General features: G+C 64.6%; 15 protein-coding genes. 8 read left to right on the top strand and 7 right to left on the bottom strand.

The window, feature by feature from the left end:
* Positions 1 to 114: 114 nt before the first annotated feature.
* The gene (locus DL237_RS16625) at positions 115 to 1,605 is read right to left on the bottom strand and encodes an ABC transporter substrate-binding protein (RefSeq protein ID WP_119400291.1); all 1,491 of its coding nucleotides are present in this window, start codon (positions 1,603 to 1,605) and stop codon (positions 115 to 117) included.
* Between the two features lie 174 nt (positions 1,606 to 1,779).
* A complete protein-coding gene (locus tag DL237_RS16620) occupies positions 1,780 to 3,069 on the bottom strand; it encodes an acetylornithine deacetylase/succinyl-diaminopimelate desuccinylase family protein (protein WP_119400215.1) in 1,290 nt (429 codons plus the stop codon).
* Between the two features lie 64 nt (positions 3,070 to 3,133).
* On the opposite strand from DL237_RS16620, the gene DL237_RS16615 reads away from it, so the two are divergent.
* On the top strand, positions 3,134 to 3,676 hold the full coding sequence (locus tag DL237_RS16615) for a PAS and helix-turn-helix domain-containing protein (protein WP_119400214.1): 543 nt from the start codon (positions 3,134 to 3,136) through the stop codon (positions 3,674 to 3,676).
* Between the two features lie 184 nt (positions 3,677 to 3,860).
* Positions 3,861 to 4,997, top strand: a complete 1,137-nt coding sequence (locus DL237_RS16610) for a histidine kinase dimerization/phosphoacceptor domain -containing protein (RefSeq protein ID WP_119400213.1) — start codon at positions 3,861 to 3,863, stop codon at positions 4,995 to 4,997.
* A 114-nt stretch (positions 4,998 to 5,111) separates the two neighbouring features.
* On the opposite strand, the gene rpe is transcribed toward DL237_RS16610, so the two are convergent.
* From rpe to DL237_RS16595, 3 genes are all read right to left on the bottom strand, one after another.
* The gene (rpe, locus tag DL237_RS16605; RefSeq protein ID WP_119400212.1) at positions 5,112 to 5,801 is read right to left on the bottom strand and encodes a ribulose-phosphate 3-epimerase; all 690 of its coding nucleotides are present in this window, start codon (positions 5,799 to 5,801) and stop codon (positions 5,112 to 5,114) included.
* A 108-nt stretch (positions 5,802 to 5,909) separates the two neighbouring features.
* Positions 5,910 to 6,851, bottom strand: a complete 942-nt coding sequence (locus DL237_RS16600; RefSeq protein WP_119400211.1) for a class 1 fructose-bisphosphatase — start codon at positions 6,849 to 6,851, stop codon at positions 5,910 to 5,912.
* Between the two features lie 276 nt (positions 6,852 to 7,127).
* Positions 7,128 to 8,348 (bottom strand): acyl-CoA dehydrogenase family protein, encoded by a 1,221-nt coding sequence (locus DL237_RS16595; RefSeq protein ID WP_119400210.1) that lies wholly within the window; start codon positions 8,346 to 8,348, stop codon positions 7,128 to 7,130.
* A 127-nt stretch (positions 8,349 to 8,475) separates the two neighbouring features.
* On the opposite strand from DL237_RS16595, the gene DL237_RS16590 reads away from it, so the two are divergent.
* From DL237_RS16590 to DL237_RS16575, 4 genes are all read left to right on the top strand, one after another.
* Positions 8,476 to 10,041 carry a class I adenylate-forming enzyme family protein gene (locus tag DL237_RS16590; protein WP_233545035.1) on the top strand — a complete coding sequence of 522 codons (1,566 nt, stop codon included), beginning with the start codon at positions 8,476 to 8,478 and terminating at the stop codon, positions 10,039 to 10,041.
* Positions 10,038 to 10,811, top strand: coding sequence for an SDR family NAD(P)-dependent oxidoreductase (locus tag DL237_RS16585; RefSeq protein ID WP_119400209.1), 774 nt, complete (start codon positions 10,038 to 10,040; stop codon positions 10,809 to 10,811). Before DL237_RS16590 ends, DL237_RS16585 begins: the two co-directional genes overlap by 4 nt.
* Positions 10,811 to 12,502: a long-chain-fatty-acid--CoA ligase gene (locus DL237_RS16580; RefSeq protein WP_119400208.1), complete on the top strand. Its 1,692-nt coding sequence runs from the start codon at positions 10,811 to 10,813 to the stop codon at positions 12,500 to 12,502. The genes DL237_RS16585 and DL237_RS16580 overlap by 1 nt, the downstream gene beginning before the upstream one ends.
* 93 nt (positions 12,503 to 12,595) lie before the next feature.
* Positions 12,596 to 13,414, top strand: a complete 819-nt coding sequence (locus DL237_RS16575; protein WP_147405372.1) for an IclR family transcriptional regulator — start codon at positions 12,596 to 12,598, stop codon at positions 13,412 to 13,414.
* A 185-nt stretch (positions 13,415 to 13,599) separates the two neighbouring features.
* On the opposite strand, the gene DL237_RS16570 is transcribed toward DL237_RS16575, so the two are convergent.
* Positions 13,600 to 14,568: an NADPH:quinone oxidoreductase family protein gene (locus tag DL237_RS16570; RefSeq protein ID WP_119400206.1), complete on the bottom strand. Its 969-nt coding sequence runs from the start codon at positions 14,566 to 14,568 to the stop codon at positions 13,600 to 13,602.
* Between the two features lie 267 nt (positions 14,569 to 14,835).
* On the opposite strand from DL237_RS16570, the gene DL237_RS16565 reads away from it, so the two are divergent.
* Complete coding sequence (locus DL237_RS16565) at positions 14,836 to 16,476, top strand: long-chain fatty acid--CoA ligase (RefSeq protein WP_119400205.1); 1,641 nt, start codon at positions 14,836 to 14,838, stop codon at positions 16,474 to 16,476.
* Between the two features lie 91 nt (positions 16,477 to 16,567).
* Positions 16,568 to 17,317, top strand: a complete 750-nt coding sequence (locus DL237_RS16560) for a hypothetical protein (protein ID WP_119400204.1) — start codon at positions 16,568 to 16,570, stop codon at positions 17,315 to 17,317.
* Between the two features lie 304 nt (positions 17,318 to 17,621).
* Here DL237_RS16560 and DL237_RS16555 read toward each other — a convergent pair whose 3' ends face one another.
* Positions 17,622 to 18,476, bottom strand: coding sequence for a hypothetical protein (locus tag DL237_RS16555; RefSeq protein ID WP_147405371.1), 855 nt, complete (start codon positions 18,474 to 18,476; stop codon positions 17,622 to 17,624).
* Positions 18,477 to 18,646: the final 170 nt, after the last annotated feature.

The raw sequence follows: 18,646 nt of genomic DNA, 5'->3' as shown, positions 1-18,646 counted from the left end.
GCGCTCTTTGTCATCTGGCCCAAAATACCCCCGCCGGAGGCATCTGCCCGCGCGACAGGCACGGAACCGCGGGCGGCGAGCTGCCGGAGCAAGTCACCCCGGCAGCCCGAAATGTCAGTCGACCCAGTGGACTGCAGTCAGATCGGCGGCTTGCGTCGGAGCGTTGACCCAGAGTCCCTCGATCTTGGCATTGGCGACCGTCTGCATCGGCAGCTGGAACAGGAAGCCGCTGACGTAGTCTTCTGCCAGAATCGTCTGTGCCTGTTTCAGCATATCCGAGCGTTCCGCCTCGTCCGTGACACGGGTCAGGTCGGACATCAGATTCTGAAACTCCGGATTGTCGTACTGGAAATAGTATTCCGGGTTGGCGTAGATCCCGATATCCATCGGTTCGGTATGCGAGATGATCGTCAGGTCATAGTCGTGCGCGCCCTTGAACGTCGTCTCGAGCCATTGTGACCATTCGACATTCTCGATCTCGGGTTCGATCCCCACCGCACGCAGTTCGGCCGCGACGATTTCACCGCCGCGCCGGGCGTAGGAGGGGGGCGGAAGGGTCATCTTGACCTTGAGCGGCAGGGCGACGCCGGCCTCTTCCAGCAGCGCCTTCGATTTTTCCGGGTCGTAGTCAGACAGGTTGGTCAGATCGACGTAGTCCGGGTTGTGCGGTGCAAAGAAGGTGCCGATCGGCGTGCCGTAGCCGAACATCGCGCCGTCGATGATTTCGGGGCGGTTGATGGCGTGGGCCACGGCTTCGCGCACCAGCTTGTTGTCGAAGGGCGGGCGGCCGTTGTTCATCGCCAGGATCGTCTCGCCTTCGGTCGAGCCGATCAGCACCTGGAAGCGCGGGTCGGCCTCGAACTGGGGCAGGTTTTCCGGGGCGGGGAAGGCGCCGAAGGCGTCGACATCGCCGGCCATCACGGCAGCGAAGGCCGCTGTCGGATCCGAGATGAACTTGATCGTCGCGCTGTCGAGCTGTGCCGGCGTGCCCCAGTAGTCGGGGTTCTTCACCATCGTCACGGAATCGCCCTGCACCCACTTCGAGAACTTGAACGCGCCGGTGCCGATCGGATCATTGGCGATGGTATCGATGCTTTCGGGGGCCACGATCACGGCGTCGCCCCAGGCCATCTTGAACGGAAAGGAGCCATCCGGGCTGGTCAGCGTGACAGTGACGGTCGCGGGATCGACGACATCGACCGAGGCGATGCCCGCGAACAGGGCCTTCTGGGCATTGGTGCTGTCATCGGCGCGCGCCCGGTCAAGCGAGAACTTGACGTCCGTCGCCTCGAAGTCGGTGCCATCGTGGAACTTGGCGCCCTCGACCAGGTGAAAGGTATAGGTCAGCCCGTCGTCCGAGATATCCCAGCTTTTCGCGAGGCCTGGATTGACGGAGCCATCGGGGCCAAAACGGGTCAGCCCCTCGAAGATGTTGGAATAGACCACCTGGTCGATCGCCCCCGCCGCCGAAGAGGTCGGATCGAGGTTTGGCGGCTCGAGTTGCAGGCCCAGCGTCAGGTCCATCTTTTGCGCCTGCGCGCCGCCCGCACCCAGTGTCAGTGCCAGCACCGAGGCCAGCCCGGCTGCCGAAATCTTGGCAATCATGTCGTTCTCCCTGTTCTTGCCCACGTTGGAGCTGTTGCCGGTGCGCGGACCCTTGGCCAGGCCCCCCGCAAAGCCGGGGTCATCATCGGTGGAAACGGCGCGCGCGTCCAGACTTCGCACGCGCAGCATCTGCGGCCAGTTGGCCCCGTTATTGCAGGCGGTGCAAGAGCGGGCTCAGCGATCCACCAGCAGCTCTGCCAGCGACAGGGCCATGACTTCGGCCGATTGCAGCATGTCCTCGACCCCGACATATTCGTCGGGCTTGTGCGCCAGATCCAGAATGCCCGGCCCATAGGCGATGCAGTTCTTGAGCTTGCCGATCCGGTCGATGTGTTTCTGGTCATAGGTGCCGGGTGACACCACGTATTGCGGAGCGCGCCCCAGGGTATCGTTGATCGCGCGCGACACGGTCTGCACCACGGGCGAGTCCTTGTCGGTCATGCTGGGCAGCACGCGCATCATCTCTCGCATGTCGTAGCTGAAGGTCGGGCGGCGGGCCGAGACGCGGTCGAGCACGCCCTGAATTTCGCCCATCACCTCTTCGATGCTTTCCTCGATCAAAAAGCGGCGGTCCAGCACCATGCGGGCGCTGTCGGGGACGCAGGGGCTGGGCAGGCCGGTTTCGTCGCGCGAAATTTCGGCCTGCCCGCCATGCAGAGAGTTGATGTTCAAGGTCGATTGCTTTGCGCCTTCGGGCACCACCGGCATCGCGGTGTGCTTGTTCGCCAGCGCCGGGAACAGCGTCTCTTCCATCTCGTGCAGGACGGCGCCCATGTGGCGCACGGCGCAATCGCCGAGGAACGGCATGGAGCCATGGGCGATTTCGCCATGGGTCTCGATCTCGGCCCACCAGACGCCGCGATGGCCGAGGCAGATGCGATCGACGTTCAGCGGTTCGGGAATGATGACGTGGTGGACGTTGGCGAAATGGCCCTTTTCGGCCAGGTACGCGACCCCGCCAAAGCCGCCCGATTCCTCGTCCGCCGTACCGGAAATCTCGATCGCACCGGCCCAGTCGGGGACGACGGCAAGGAACGCCTCGGCGGCGATGATGCTGGCGGCCAGGCCGCCCTTCATGTCGCAGGCCCCCCGGCCATAGATCTTGCCATCCTTCAGTTCGCCGCCGAAGGGGTCCGTCGTCCAGCCCTTGCCGACGTCGACCACGTCGATATGGCTGTTGAAGTGGACGCATTCGCCGCTGCGCGTGCCATCGCGCCGGGCGACGATGTTCCAGCGCGGGTACTTGTCGCTGTCACCCGGCGCACCAAAGGCCCGGATCAGCTGCGTGTCGAACCCCGAGGCCGAAAGCCGCCGGTCGAGGTATTCGCAGATTTCGAGGTAGTTGTCGCCCGGCGGGTTCAGCGTCGGGATACGGATCAACTCCTGTGTCAGCGCGATCAGGTCGTCGCGCCGGTCGGCAATCGCTGCGTGCAGCGAAACGTGAAGGGGGGTGCGGTCATTCATGCTTTCATGCTGCGCGCGTCCGCACTACGGTGCCAATACCGTATGATTACGGTATGGGGGACGCATGGACAGCATGGAACAGATCGCCTGGGATCAGGCCCCGGTGGGTCTTGTCCTTTCGGAACAACGGGTTATCCGGGCCTGCAACATGCCGTTTGCGGCGATGATGGGGCGCGAACGCACCGCGCTGATCGGGCAATCTTTCCGCGTTCTGTATGCCAGCGACCAAGAATTCGACACGGTGCGCGATGTCGGCATGACCGCGCTGCACGATCACGGCGTCTACAGCGACGAGCGGATGATGCACCGCGCCGGGGGTGGCACCTTCTGGGTGCGGTTCCGCGCCCGCACGCTGACGCCCGAGGCCCCGCTGGACCGCGTGGTGATGAGCTATGCCCCCCTGGCGCGCGCCGAAACCAGCCGCCTGACCCCGCGCGAACGCGATGTCGTCGCGGGACTGGCCCGCGGCCTGACCAGCAAGGAAATCGCCCGCGGCCTCGGCCTTTCGCCGCGCAGTATCGAGGACGTGCGCGCCCGATTGCTGCGCAAGCACGCGGTGCGCAACGCGGCAGAGCTGATCCGCAGACTCGCCGGTCCAGGTCTTTGACCGAATGGTAAGTTAACTTACTGAGTTAAAAAGAAATTGCCTAAAATTCACCAAGAACAGCGAAGTTGTCTTCCTCCGTTCATTCTGATTTGCAAAGGCAGGGTTGCATGGGTATATCCCGTCATTGGGTCACAGGTCGGTTTCGGCGATCGTGCGCCGCAATTTCCTTCTCGAAAGACCGATCATGCAAGCGCCGCTGCACCACGACCAGGCCAGACGATTGGCCGAACTGAATTCCTTCGAAGTGCTCGACACCGACCCCGAGGAACCGTTTGACGATGTGGTCAAGCTGGCCTCGGCGCTGTGCGGCATGCCGATCTCGCTGATCAGCCTGGTCGACGAAGACCGACAGTGGTTCAAGGCGAAGACCGGCCTCGAGGAGAGCCAGACCACGCTGGAGGAATCCATCTGCGCCCATGCGATCCTGGCCGAGGATGGTTTTCTGGAGGTCACGGATACCACGGCCGACCCGCGCACCAGGGATAACCCGCTGGTCGTGGGCGACATGAACCTGCGCTATTACGCCGGTGCGGTGCTGACGTCCGATGACGGCTATCCGATCGGGTCGCTCTGCGTGCTGGACACCCAGCCCAACAAGCTGACACCGTTGCAGCGCGACGCGCTGAAGGTGCTGGCGCGTCAGGTCATTTCGCAGATGGAATTGCGGCGGTCCCTGCGCCAGGCCGAACTGATGCGCCGCGAGGTCGATCACCGGGTCAAGAATTCGCTGCAATCCGTCTCGGCACTCACCCGGATGCAGGCCCGCGACGTCAAGGGCGAAGAGGCCCGCGCGGCGCTGGAACACGTGCGGCGCCGGATCGAAACGGTCGCCTCGCTGCACGAACAGCTGTATCGCGCCGAGCAGAGCGAAACCATCAATCTGAACCACTTCGGCACCAGCGTCTGCCGCCTGATCGGCGGCTCGGCTCCGCCCAATGTGCGGATCGAATCAAGCTGGCCGCTGGTCGATGTCGATGCCGACGTGGCGGCGGCCCTTGGCGTGATCCTGAACGAATTCGCCGCCAATGCCTTCAAGCACGCCTTTCCGGATGGCCGTGACGGCGTCGTGCGCTGCCATGTGCAGACCGAGGTCGATGGCCGCTGCGAACTGGAACTGTCGGACAATGGCGTCGGCCTTCCCGGCGGCGTGACGGCCCAGCAGGGCCTGGGCATGCAGGTGATCGAGGCCTCGGCCCGTCAGCTAGGCGGAACATTCTCGCTGGAATCCGGCCCCTCGGGCACCCGGATCACGCTGGACTTCCCGTTGCAGGACCCCGATTACAACGGGCCTGACGAGAACGGCGCACTCGCCCGCATGTAGGACTCCGCGCGGGTCGCCCCGCGCGCAAACGCCCCTGCACGGTCATGTCACGGTCATGTCACGGTCATGCGTTGAACCGCCTTGGCTTGAACAACCGTGTTCAAACAGCCGCGTTCAAACAGCCGTGTCGCAGGCGGTGCGGATGGCGCGGATATTGTCGCCGTAGGGGCCGGGGTTGGCCACGCTGCCGCCCTTGAACACGGCAGATCCCGCCACCAGCACATCGGCCCCTGCCGCGCGCACCAGCGGTGCGGTTTCCGGGGTCACTCCGCCGTCGATCTCGATATGAATGGGGCGGTCACCGATCATCGCCCGCAGGCGCCTTACCTTGTCGATCTGGCTGTGAATGAATTTCTGCCCCCCGAAACCGGGGTTCACCGTCATGACGCAGACCAGGTCGACCATATCCAGCAGGTAATCCACTGCTTCCACCGGCGTACCCGGGTTCAATGCCACGCCCGCCTTGCATCCGGCGCCGCGAATCGCCTGCAAGGTGCGATGGCTGTGCGGACCCGCTTCGACATGGGCGGTCAGGATGTCGGCACCCGCAGCCGCATAGGCCTCGATATACGCATCCACGGGCGAGATCATCAGATGCACGTCCATCACCGTGCCGATGTGCTTGCGAATACCGGCGCACAGGGGCGGGCCAAAGGTCAGGTTGGGAACAAAGTGCCCGTCCATCACGTCGACGTGGATCCAGTCGGCGCCCTGCGCCTCGACCGCCTCGATCTCGGCACCGAAATTGGCGAAATCCGCCGACAGGATCGACGGCGCGATTTTCAACGCACGCGAAAAGGACATGTGGGTACTCCGAACCAGACTGATTGCCCGACGATATAGACGCTGCGGACGGGCGGGAAAAGCACGCAGTTCCGCCGCCCGCTCCGCCGTGACCTCACCGTTCAGGGCTTAGTCGTGCAGGGCTGCGATCCGCGCCACTTCCTCGGAGGATCCGAACACCAGTGGGCACCGCTCATGCAGCGCACCGGCCTGCAACGACAGGATCGGCGTCTTGCCATCCGTCGCCTGCCCGCCCGCCTGCTCGACCAGGAACGCCATCGGCGCGACCTCGTAAACCATGCGCAACCGGCCTTTTTCATAGCCCTTGCGTGCATCCGAGGGGTACAGGAACGTCCCGCCCCGTGTCAGGATACGATGCGTTTCCGCCACCAGCGACCCGACCCAGCGAAAATTCATGTCCTTGCCCTTGCTGCCCTGGGTGCCGCCTTCGCATTCCTCGACATAGGCCAGGACGGGCGCGGTCCAGTGCCGCCGGTTCGAGGCATTGATCGAATACTCCCTTGCCGCCTCAGGCAGGGACATCGCCTCGCTGGCCAGGGAAAAGCGCCCGGTTTCGGGGTCCAGGACATACAGCAACGTCCCGGCCCCAAAGGTCACGGCCAGCAGGGTCTGCGGCCCATACGCGATATAGCCCGCGGCGATCTGCTCCGAGGCCGGGCGCAGGAAACTCGCCGTTGCGTCCTCCGCGGCCTGGAAGATCGAAAAGATCGTTCCGATGGTGACATTGACGTCGATATTCGACGACCCATCCAGCGGATCTATCGCCAGCGCATAAGCCCCCTCCGGATCCAGTGTCAGCACGACTTCCTGCTCCTCGGAGGCATAGTGACGAACCCCCGCCGGCTTCAGCGCGGCCTCGAACAACTCATCCGCCATGACATCCAGCGCCTTTTGCTGATCGCCGTCGGAATTTTCCCCGACACCGGCACCGAGCGATTGCCCCAACGGACCGCGCGCGATCACGCCGGAAAGCTGCGCGCCCGTGGCACAAAGCGCATCAATGACAGGAAACAGGTCTTCGGGAACAAGGGCGGGATCAATAGCTGGCATGAAAAACTCCTGAGGTTTGCTCAGAGTTATTCCACAGACCGCGCCGCAGCAAAATGCCTTTCGGCACTCGCGCGCAACTGTGAGCGATAACACCTGTTGAGAGGTGTGGGGGGCGCTGCCCCCGCCTCCCTTCGGGAGACTCCCCCTGGGGTATTTCTGGCCAGATGACAGGGAGGCCCACTTGCCTCGGTCAAAGCAAGGCTCTTTATCATCTGGCTGAAAATACCCCGGGGGAGGCGGCGAAAGCCGCCGGGGGCAGCGCCCCCATGCGACGCATCAGTTGCGGTATTGCTTCAATTCCAGCTTGGCGATGGTTTCGCGGTGCACCTCGTCCGGGCCGTCGACGAGCCGCATCGTGCGCGCATTGGCAAAGGCCGCGCCAAGGAAGGTGTCCTGGCTGACGCCCTGCGCCCCGTGAAACTGGATCGCGCGATCAACCACCCGCTGGACCATGTTGGCACCGACGACCTTGATCATCGCGATCTCCTTCCGGGCAGCCTTGTTTCCGACGGTGTCCATCATGTAGGCGGCGTGCATTGTCAGCAGACGGGCCTGCTCGATCTCGCAGCGGCTCTCCGCGATCCAGTGCTTGCTGACACCCATGTCGGCGATGGCTGTGCCGAAGGCGGTGCGTTGCAGCCCGCGCTCGCACATCGATTGCAGTGCGCGTTCCGCCTGGCCGATCGACCTCATGCAGTGGTGGATGCGACCCGGCCCCAGGCGACCTTGGGCGATTTCGAACCCGCGGCCTTCGCCGAGCAGGATGTTGGAGGCCGGAACGCGCACGTTGTCATAGTGGATTTCGGCATGACCGTGCGGCGCATGGTCATAGCCGATCACGTGCAGCGGGCGTACGATCTTGACCCCCGGCGTGTCGAGCGGCACCAGGATCATGCTCTGCTGGCGGTGCTTTTCCGCCGTCTTGTCCGTCTTGCCCATGACGATGGCGATCTTGCACGCCTTGTCCATGGCGCCCGAGGACCACCATTTCACGCCATTGATGACGTAGTCGTCGCCATCGCGGCGAATTTCCGTCTCGATATTGGTCGCATCCGAGGAGGCCACCGCGGGTTCGGTCATGGAAAAGCACGACCGGATCTCGCCGTCCATCAGCGGGCGCAGCCACTTGGCGCGCTGGTCGGCGTCACCATACAGGAACAGCGTTTCCATGTTGCCGGTGTCGGGGGCGGAGCAGTTGAAGGGTTCGGATCCGATCGGCGACTTGCCCATCTGTTCGCAGAGCGTGGCGTATTCCACGTTGGTCAGGCCCATCCCCTCGTAGCCCTCTTTCGAGTGCGGCAGGAACATGTTCCACAGGCCGGCCTCGCGCGCCTTGACCTTCAGCTCCTCCATGATCGGCGGGTGGGTCCAGCGATCACCCGCAGCGTGCTGCTCGGCGAAGACCGCCTCGTTCGGAAAGATATGCTCCTCCATGAAAGCGATCAGTTTCGAGCGCAGGTCGCGCGCCCGGTCCGATATCGGGAAATGGTCGTACATCGGTTCTCCTCCTCCTCACCTGCCCCACTTGATGCCCGGCATGGGGCAGCCGGTCAATAGTGTGGAAAACTTTTCCGATCAGCGGAATATTGACGACCTGTTCCGCTTCGTGGCAGGCTATTCCGCAATGACACCCCTTTGGGAGGAGGGTCCCGACATGCTGGGAGAGGAGCTTCGCCTGCGCGCGCCGCAGGTGGCTGATGAGGAATTCAACGATTTCGGCCAGATGATCCGGGAGGCCGCCGCCCGCCACCCCGACAAGATCGCCGTCATCGACGAACAGGTCAGCCTGACCTGGGCGCAGTTCGCCGCGCTGGTCGCCCGCGTCGCCGGGCGGCTGGCCGAACGTGGCATCGGCCCCGGTGCGCGCGTCATGTCCCTGTCGGAAAACAGCGCGGCCCATCTGGCGCTGTATGCCGGGGTGCTGAGTGCCGGGGCCTGCATGGTGCCCCTGCCCTGGTCCGCCAGCCCCGAAGCCCTGACCAGGATGCGCAGCGATTGCGGCGCCGGGCTGCTGTTTGCCAGCGCCACGCACCGCGCCGTTGCCGATACGCTGGGCGCCGAGGTCATCGCGCTGGAGGAGCTGGAGGCCTTTGCCGCAGGGCCTGAGGCCGCGCCCGTCACCGTCACGGCCGATGATTTCTTTGACATCATCTATTCGTCGGGCACCACCGGCACGCCCAAGGGCATCGTGCACGAACACCGCTTTCGGTCCCGCCAGTTCGGCCGCTTTTGCGACCTGGGGCTGGATGCGGACGCGGTGCAGATCATGTCGACGCCGCTCTATTCCAACACCACGCTGGTCGCGGTGCTGTCGGGGCTGGTGGGCGGTGGCTGCATCGTCAGCATGTCGAAATTCAACACCATCGGCTTTCTGGACCTGTCACAGCGCCACCGCGCCACCCACGCCATGCTGGTGCCCGTGCAGTACATGCGCCTGATGGCCGAACCGACGTTCGACGATTACGACCTCGGCAGCTATGTCTGCAAGTTCTCGACCTCGGCCCCCCTGCCCGGCCCGCTGATTGCACGGATCATGGCGCGCTGGCCCGGCAACCTGGTGGAGTTTTACGGCATGACCGAGGGCGGCGTGTCGACCGTTCTGAACTGTGAAGCGCACCCGACGAAATGGGACACCGCCGGCAGCATCGCCGAAGGATCCGAGGTCAGGATCATCGGCGAGGATGGCCAGGAACTGCCCCCCGGCAGTTACGGCGAAATCGCCGGGCGATCCGGCTCGATGATGCCGGGCTACCTCAATGCCCCCGACAAGACCGCCGAGGCGACGTGGCGCGATTCACAGGGCAATGATTTCATCCGCACCGGCGACATGGGGCGGCTTGACGCGGACGGCTTTCTGCACCTGCTGGATCGCAAGAAGGACATGATCATCACCGGCGGCTTCAACGTCTATGCCGCCGATCTTGAGGCCGTGCTGCGCGCGCATCCCGCCGTGGCCGACGTTGCCGTGATCGCCGTGCCCAGCGCCGACTGGGGCGAGACGCCGCTGGCGCTGGTGGTGGCCGAGACGCCGACAGATGCCGAAGACCTGCGGCAATGGGCCAATGCCCGCCTTGGCAAGTTGCAGCGCATCAGTGCCGTCGAATTTCGCGCCGATCTGCCGCGCAGCGAGATCGGCAAGATCCTGAAACGGGATCTGCGCGCCCCCTATTGGAGCAAGGAGACCGCATGAAACGCTATGATGGAAAGGTCGCGATTGTCACCGGCGCCGCCAGCGGCATTGGCCGCGCCACGGCGCATCGCCTTGCCTCCGAAGGTGCGCGGGTCTGCCTGATCGACCTCGACCAGGATGCCCTGACCGCCGCCGCCCCCGGCGGTGACCACATGACCCACCCCTGCAATATCGCGGACGAGGCGCAGGTCGAGGCCGCCGTCGCCGCCGTGGTCGCCCGGTATGGCCGTATCGACGCCCTTGCCAACAACGCTGGGGTGATCTGCGACAAGGAGCCGATTACCAGCAACTCAATCGAGATGTGGCACAAGGTGCTGGGGGTCAACCTGATCGGCCTTGCGATGATGCTCAAGCACACCGCCCGCGTCATGGTGGGCCAGGGCAGTGGCGCCATCGTCAACACCGCCTCGGTCGCGGGCATCCGGTCCGGGGCCGGGGGCAATGCCTATTCCGCCTCCAAGGCCGGGGTGATCAACCTGACCATGACGGCGGCCTGCGACCTTGGCGGGCAGGGCGTGCGGGTCAACGCCGTCTGCCCGGGCCTGATCGAAACCGGCATGACCAGGTTCGTTTTCGATTACGCCCGCGACGCCGGGAAAGAGGCGAAACTGGGCTCGCGCTGCGAATTGCGCCGCTATGGACGGCCCGAGGAAATCGCCGCCGCCATCGCCTTTCTCGCCTCCGAGGATGCCAGCTATATCACCGGGCAGGCCCTGCCGGTGGATGGCGGCAATACCGCGTCGCTGAACCTGCCGGGGATGAAGGTCTGATGCCCGATACACCCAACCACCTGCTGCACATGAAACACTGGCCACCCGGCCTGCCCACCGACATGACCCTGCCGACCTATTCCGTGGCGCGGAACCTGATCGACAGCGCAACGCGCGTGCCCGATCAGGTCGCCATCCGGTTTCACGGGGTCACCCTGACCTATGCGGAAATGCTGGCGCAGGTTGAACGGCTTGCTGGCTGGCTACAGGCGCGCGGCGTGGTGCGTGGCGACCGGGTGCTGCTGTACATGCAGAATGCCCCGCAGTGCATGATTGCCTATTACGCGATCCTGCGCGCCGATGCTGCCGTCGTGCCGGTCAACCCGATGAACCGCCGCGCCGAACTGGAACACCTGGCCCGCGACACCGGCGCGCGTATCGCGCTGTGCGGTACCGAGCTGGTCGACCACCTTGCCCCGCTGGTAAGCGATGGCCTGCTCGATCATATCGTCGCGGCCGCCTATGCCGACATGACCGACCCCACCTGCGACATCCCCCTGTTCGAGACGCTTCGGGGTCAGTCCGATGTGCTGTGCGACGGTCCCGGCGTCACGCCATTTCGTGCCGCCATCGCCGAAGGGCACACCCCCGGCCCGATCACCGCAGGGGCCGAAGATCTGGCCGTCATCCCCTACAGTTCCGGCACCACCGGCAATCCCAAGGGCTGCGTGCACACCCACGCCAGCGTTCAGGCCACGATCCATGGCGGCGCGGTCTGGAACCCCTCGGCGGAACCGGACGCGGTGCACCTTGTGTCGCTGCCGCTGTTTCACGTCACGGGGATGCAAAGCTCCATGTCGATCCCGATCCTGCTGGGTCAGGAAATGCTGATCCTGACCCGCTGGGACCGCGAAACCGCCTGCAAGCTGATCGAACGCCACCGTGTCACCCGGTGGCGCAACATCGCGACGATGGCAATCGACCTGCTGAACACGCCCGATATCGAACACTATGACCTGTCCAGCCTGCGCGGTATCGGCGGCGGTGGCGCGGCCATGCCCGCAGCGGTGGCAGATCGCCTGCACGCCCTGACCGGTCTCGACTATCTCGAAGGGTACGGCCTGTCCGAAACCATGGCCGGCACCCACATCAACCCCGTGCACCGGCCAAAGCGGCAGTGCCTGGGCATTCCCGTGATCAACGTCGATTCCCGCGTGATCGACCTTCAGACCGGGGCCGAACTCGGCCCCAACCAGCCGGGCGAGGTCATCATCCACGCACCGCAGGTGTTTCGCGGCTACTGGCAGCGCCCCGAGGCCACGGCCGAAGCCTTCGTGCAGATCGACGGCAAGGCGTTCTTTCGCACCGGCGATATCGCGCAATACGACGAGGATGGCTATTTCTTCATGGTCGACCGGGTCAAACGGATGATCAACGCCTCCGGGTTCAAGGTCTGGCCGGCCGAGGTCGAGGCCCTGATGCACCGCCACCCGGATCTGAGCGAAGTCTGCATCATCGGCACCGCCGACCCGCGCCGCGGGGAATCAGTCAAGGCGATCGCGGTGCGCCGGGCCGGTTCACAGGTCAGCGAAGCCGAGGTCATCGCCTGGTGCAAGGCAGAAATGGCCACCTACAAATGCCCCAGGCAGGTCGAATTCGTCGACAGCCTGCCGAAATCGGGCGCGGGAAAGGTGATGTGGCGGGCGCTGGCGGAAAAAGAGGCGAAGCGCGTCAGCGCCGAAACTGTGTGACGCGATGCGGGGCGCCTGCGCTTGACCGGCCACGCCCCAATAGGTAGCTGCGCGGGACCCATCACCCGACGGCGTGCAACAAGGAACGAGCAATTGCGCAAAAGAGCAAGCGAACCAGCGACAGACCTCGACCGGGGCGACAGCGACCGCCAGTTCGTCACGGCGCTGCACCGGGGGCTGGAAATCCTGCGCGCCTTCCGCCCCTCCGACAAGGCGGGACTGGGCAATTCCGAGCTGGCGGACCGTACGGGCCTGCCCAATTCCACCGTTTCCCGCCTGACCTTCACGTTGCTGAAATCCGGCTATCTGGTCTATGACGATGGCACCGGACGCTATCGTATGGGCGTTCCCGTGCTATCGCTGGGCTATGCCTGCCTGGCGGGAATGCAGGTGCGCGAGACGGCGCAGGTCTACATGCAGAAGCTGGCGGACGATTGCGGCGACGGTGTGCTGGTGGCCCTGGGCGGGCGCGACGACATGGCGATCACCTATATCGCCGCCGCCCGGTCCGAAGGGGTCATCTCGCTGCAACTCAATGTCGGGTCGCGAATCTCGCTCGCCCGGTCGGCGATGGGGCGCGCCTATATCGCCGGCACCACCGAGACCGAGCGCGCCGAGATCATCGAGCGCATCCGCGACCGTTATCCCGCCGACCGCCTGAACGAGGTGCTGGAGGGCATTCACGACGCCCAGGAACAGATTGCCGCCAAGGGTTTCTATGCCAATATCGGCGGCTGGCAGAAAGACGTTCACGCTGTTTCGGTTCCCTATGCCAGCCAGCAACCCAATACACCGATGCTGGCCTTCAACCTCGGAGGCTATGCCTTTTCCCTGACGAAAGAGCGGATGGAGAATGAACTCGGCCCGAAGCTGGTCGACCTGGCGCGCATGGTCAGCCGCGTCGGTTACTGACACCCGCGGCGAGGCCCTGAGAGAAACCCGCGCGCCCGGTCCGCACCTTGTCCGCGTCTGGTCATGAGTGTGCAAGGCGCGCAGGGTGGGGGCGCTGCCCCCTTGAGGCCTGGCGGCCTCAATTCCCCCGGGGTATTTTCGGCCAGATGACAGGGAGCCGCGGGCCGGTGGCTGAGGCAAGGGCGTTAGGGGACCAGGGTGATCTTGCCGGTGGCGCCCCGGCCCAGCACCCGCGAGAGCACATCCGCGGCATCGCCCAGGCCGTAACGACCTTCGATATGCGGGCGGACGGCGCCGCTTTGGTGCCACGCGAAGAGTTCCTGCATGTTGTCAAGGTAGGCCTCGGGGTCATGGCGCGTCCAGTTGCCCCAGAAGACACCGACCACCGCATATTCCTTGACCAGCGTCAGGTTCACCGACAGCTTGGGGATCTCGCCGCTGGCAAAGCCGATCACCAGCAGGCGACCATTGCGCGCCATGAAGCGGGACGCCGCCGCGAAGGCATCGCCGCCCACGCTGTCGTAGACCACGTCGGCGCCATGGCCATCGGTCAGCCGCCTGACGTCGTCTTTCAGGGTGTCGTAGCCGATCGCGTGATCGGCGCCGCATTCCAGGGCGAGCGCGCGTTTCTGGTCGATTGAACAGACGGCAATCACCTTTGCCCCCATCGTCTTGCCGATCTGGATCGCGGCGATGCCCGTCGCCCCCGCCGCGCCGAAGATCACCAGCCATTCCCCCGCCACGAGCTGCGCGCGTTGTTTCAGCGCGTGGTGCGACGTGCCGTAGGCCACCAGCAATGCGCAGGCTTCCGAGGCGTCCATGCCCCGGGGCATGGCAAAGCAACGCTCTGCCGCGCAGACCGCCATTTCCGCGTAGCCGCCGCCCGACACCGCCGCCAGCACCCGGTCGCCCGGCACGAGATGCGTCACACCCGCCCCCACGGACAGGACCTCGCCCGCGACCTCGTTACCGGGAACGAAGGGGCGGTCGGGCCTGGCCTGGTAGAGGCCCTGCACCAGCAGCCCGTCGGGATAATTCACCCCCGCGGCTTCGGTCCGGATCAGCACTTCGCCGTCACCGGGGGTCGGGTCGGGCAGATCCTCCAGCGACAGCGTCTCCAACGGTCCGAATTCATGGCAGACAATGGCTTTCACCTCGGGCTCCTCCTTCTCGATTCGCGGGCGGCAATTGCCGCGTTTGCTCTGTACGGATCAGACTAGGGAATATGGGCATTTACGCTAGAAAAATCAGTCTCTTAAGCCTGTTTTCGCCACTCATTTAAACGCCGCATCGCAGCATTCGCCGGCCCCTTCCGGCCTGCGGAATTTCAACGGAAAAATATTCCGCACTTCGGCGGATTTCCTTGGGTCTGCCGGGAATCGGCGCTAGTTTCCGAACAGGAGATTTAGGGAGGAGACGACATGGACGGCATGATGATGCACCGGCCATTGCTGGTGAAGGAAATCCTGGAATACGGGGTCGGCGCCCACCGCCGGAGCGAGGTCATTTCCCAGCGCACCGAAGGCGATATCCACCGCTATACCTACCCGGAGGCCGGCCGGCGCATCGCCCAGCTGGCACACGCGCTCGGGGAGCGGGGCGTCGGGATGAGCGACCGCGTCGCGACGCTGGCCTGGAACGGGTATCGTCATTTCGAGCTGTATTACGCGGTGTCCTGCATGGGCGCCGTCTGCCATACGATCAATCCGCGCCTGTCCGCCGAGCAGCTGATCTACATCGTCAATCACGCCGAGGACAAGCTGATCTTTCTCGACACGACATTCGTGCCGATCATCGCCGCCGTGCGGGACCAGCTGCCCGCCGATGTCACCTATGTGATCATGACCGACCGGGCGCACATGCCCGAAACGCCCTTTCCCGCGCTGTGCTACGAGGAGCTGATCGACGGTCGGCCCGAGCATTACGACTGGCCCGACTTCAGCGAAGATACCGCCTGCAGCCTCTGCTATACCTCCGGCACCACGGGCAATCCCAAGGGCACGCTGTATTCGCACCGCTCGACCGTGCTGCACGCGATGATCAGCGCCCTGATGCTGAACGGCAGCTTTGCCGAGGGCAAGAAGGTGCTGCCGGTCGTGCCGCTGTTCCACGTCAATGCCTGGGGGCTGCCCTATTCGGCCCTGATGTCCGGCGTGTCGCTGGTGATGCCCGGACCCTCGCTCGACGGGCCCAGCCTGTTCCGTCTGATGGATGGCGAGGGCGTGCATTCCGCCTGGGGCGTGCCGACCGTCTGGATGGGCCTGCTGGCCGAGATCCGCGCCCAGGGGCGCAAGCCCGAGGGGTTTGTCGACGTAGTGATCGGGGGCTCGGCCGCGCCGAAATCCATGATCGAGGCGTTCGAGCGGATGGACGTCACCGTCAGCCACGCCTGGGGCATGACCGAGATGTCCCCCGTTGGCACCCATGGCACGCTGCCCTTCTGGATGGATCGCCTGCCGCTAGCCGAAAAGCTGACGCAGAAGGCCAAGCAGGGCCGCCGCTGTTTCGGGGTCGACCTCAAGATCGTCGACGACAATGGCGCGCGCCTGCCCCACGATGGCAAGGCGGTCGGAGAGCTGTACGTGCGCGGCAACACCGTTGCGGCGGGATATTTCCGCAACGAGGAGGCAAGCGCCAAGGCCCTGGACGCCGAGGGCTGGTTCGGCACCGGCGATGTCGCCAGCATCTGCCCCGAAGGGTTCCTGACCGTGCAGGACCGCGCCAAGGACCTGATCAAATCCGGCGGCGAATGGATCTCGTCCATCGACCTGGAAAACGCCTGCCTGTCGCACCCCGGCATCGCCAATTGCGCGGCCATCGGTGTGGCGCACCCGCGCTGGGACGAACGCCCGATCCTTGTGGCCGTCGCCGCGGGCGATCAGAAGCCGACGCTCGAGGAGATCCGAGACCATATCTCGGCGCATTTCGCCAAATGGCAGTTGCCCGATGATGTCGTCTGGGTCGATGCCTTGCCGATGACGGCAACCGGCAAGGTTTCAAAGCTGAACCTGCGTCAGCAATTGGGCGACTATCAGCACCCCGAATTGCGCGAATCCGTTTGACCACCGGGGCGGGGCACCCCGTGCCCTGCCCGCCACCGCCGAGGGCTGCCGCATCGCAGGCTTTGCCACTGTTTCAGGACTCAGCAGTTTCATGAGTGATTACCTCACCGAAAACCGGGTCGCCATCGCCGCCGCGAACAATGCCGATCTGTGCCAGGCCATCTTTGACGCCCACGGGCTGGCCTACCGGCGATTGCCGGAAAATCACTGCCTTGCGGTCTTGCAGACGCCGCCCCCGTTCTATCCCAACCTCGTCACGCTCAGCGCCGGCGATGCCGGGGCGCAGCTGGCGGAATTGACCGCGATTGCCGCGCTGACCCCGGGACCGCTGGTGGTCAAGGACAGCTTTGCGCGTTTTGACCTGTCCTATCACGACTTTCACGTCAACCAGAAGGCCGACTGGATCTGGCGCGCGCCGCAATTGCCCGAGGCCGATACCGACCCAGCGACCACCGGCTGGCGCCGTGTCGAAACGGCCGATGACCTGGCCGCATGGGAGCGCGCCTGGGCGGACACGGGTACCCCGCGAGATCACCAGGTCTTTCCGCCTGCCCTGCTGGATCACCCGGACATCAGCATCCACGCCCGGACCGAGGAGGGCAGGATCACCGCAGGATGCCTGCTCAACCACTCGGAGTCCTGCATCGGCCTGTCGAATATCTTTGCCCTCGACCCGACGGACCGGCTGGTCGGCCAGATCGCGGCATTGGCGACCCAACTCGCCCCGCACAAACCGCTGGTCGGATATGAAGCGGGCGATGCGCTGGCCCGGATGCTGCGCATCGGCTTTGCGTCGGTCGGGCCGCTGAAAATCTGGCGCGCCGAGGCACCGCGTTTCTGACCTGTGCCTGTGGGTGCGGCGCAGGTCGTTCCCACGCATCGCACCGAAAAGGTATGGCGCCTGCGGCCCGGCAAGGCTCCGCGGATCTGCCGGGCCCGCGCGGCCCCGGGTCACGCAGTCATGCCGGGGCGGTCATTTTGGGGGCAATAATTTGGGGGGGCAGTCATTCCTGGGCCAGTCATTCCTGGGCCAGGCATCAGTGGGCCAGTCATCGGTGGGCCAATCATTCCTGGCGAATGCCCCTGCCCGTACCGATTCTACCGGCGCGCTGCCTCTGTGATCACCGTGGCGGCGCGCCTCGGCCTCACTGAACGGTGAGGACCTGTCCGCTTTCGGTGACAACCATGGGTGACCCGATGCAATGGCCGCTGAGGTCGGCGACAAGGTAGATATTGCCGATCGAGGTTTGCAGGCTGTGTTCGCGCAGCACGCTGCCCAGGAATTCCGGCGTGTCCTTGTATTGCGACAGGACATAGACCTGCACCGGATCATCGCGCAGGTTCTTCACGGTCAGGTCGGTAAAATCGCCATACGCGGGCGTATACGCCGACACGTCGGGGCAATCACTCGCCAGCGCCGGTTTCACCTCGGGGCGGGTGTCGGGCATCAGACCGCGCGATTCAGTGCACAGCCGCACCATGTCCAACGCCTGCCCGGACTGGTGCAGCGAAAACATCCGCTGTTCCGATCCGGGGGCAAATCCGATGAAACCGCCCGTCTCGCCCAGCGCCTGCAACATCTCGGCGTCGGGGGTAAAGCTGGGCAGACCGCTGCGGTCGTCAAAGCTGGCGACGTATTGCACACCATTCAACGTGATTTCACGTGTACCCGACACGCGGAACAACGAATCCGTCCCGACGCTCCACCCGGCCTGGTCCAGCGACAGGTAAAGAGACTGGCTCCATTCCTCGCGCACGGCGGAACAGCGCGGTTCGTCCGATCCGTTCTTGCGGGCATAGATGAACCAATCCCCGACCCGCGCCGTGAAATCGGCACGATAGCTTTGCACGGGCAGGCGCTGGCTCACCGCTTCGGCGGTCGTTGTCGTGACGTTTGCGGTTCCGGCCTCCAGCGCACTTGCAGGGGCGGCCGGGACGATTGCGACACCAAGCAGAAACAGGGCGCCCAACAGACAGGAAAGAGATTTGAAGTGTGTCATGACAACCTGCCAATAGGTACGATTTAACCAACCAGGGCGACTAGCTTCGCCATGCTCAATCACGAAACACCTGACGTGATACAGAGCGAGACCTGAATATAAGGTAAAATGCGCGGAATTCCACCGACCATTTACCGCCCGGATACCGACGTTGCGACCGACATGCGCAG

The organism is Pseudooceanicola sediminis (genome assembly GCF_003575965.1).
GTDB lineage: Bacteria > Pseudomonadota > Alphaproteobacteria > Rhodobacterales > Rhodobacteraceae > Pseudooceanicola > Pseudooceanicola sediminis.
This window is presented reverse-complemented; position numbering and strand designations above follow the sequence as displayed.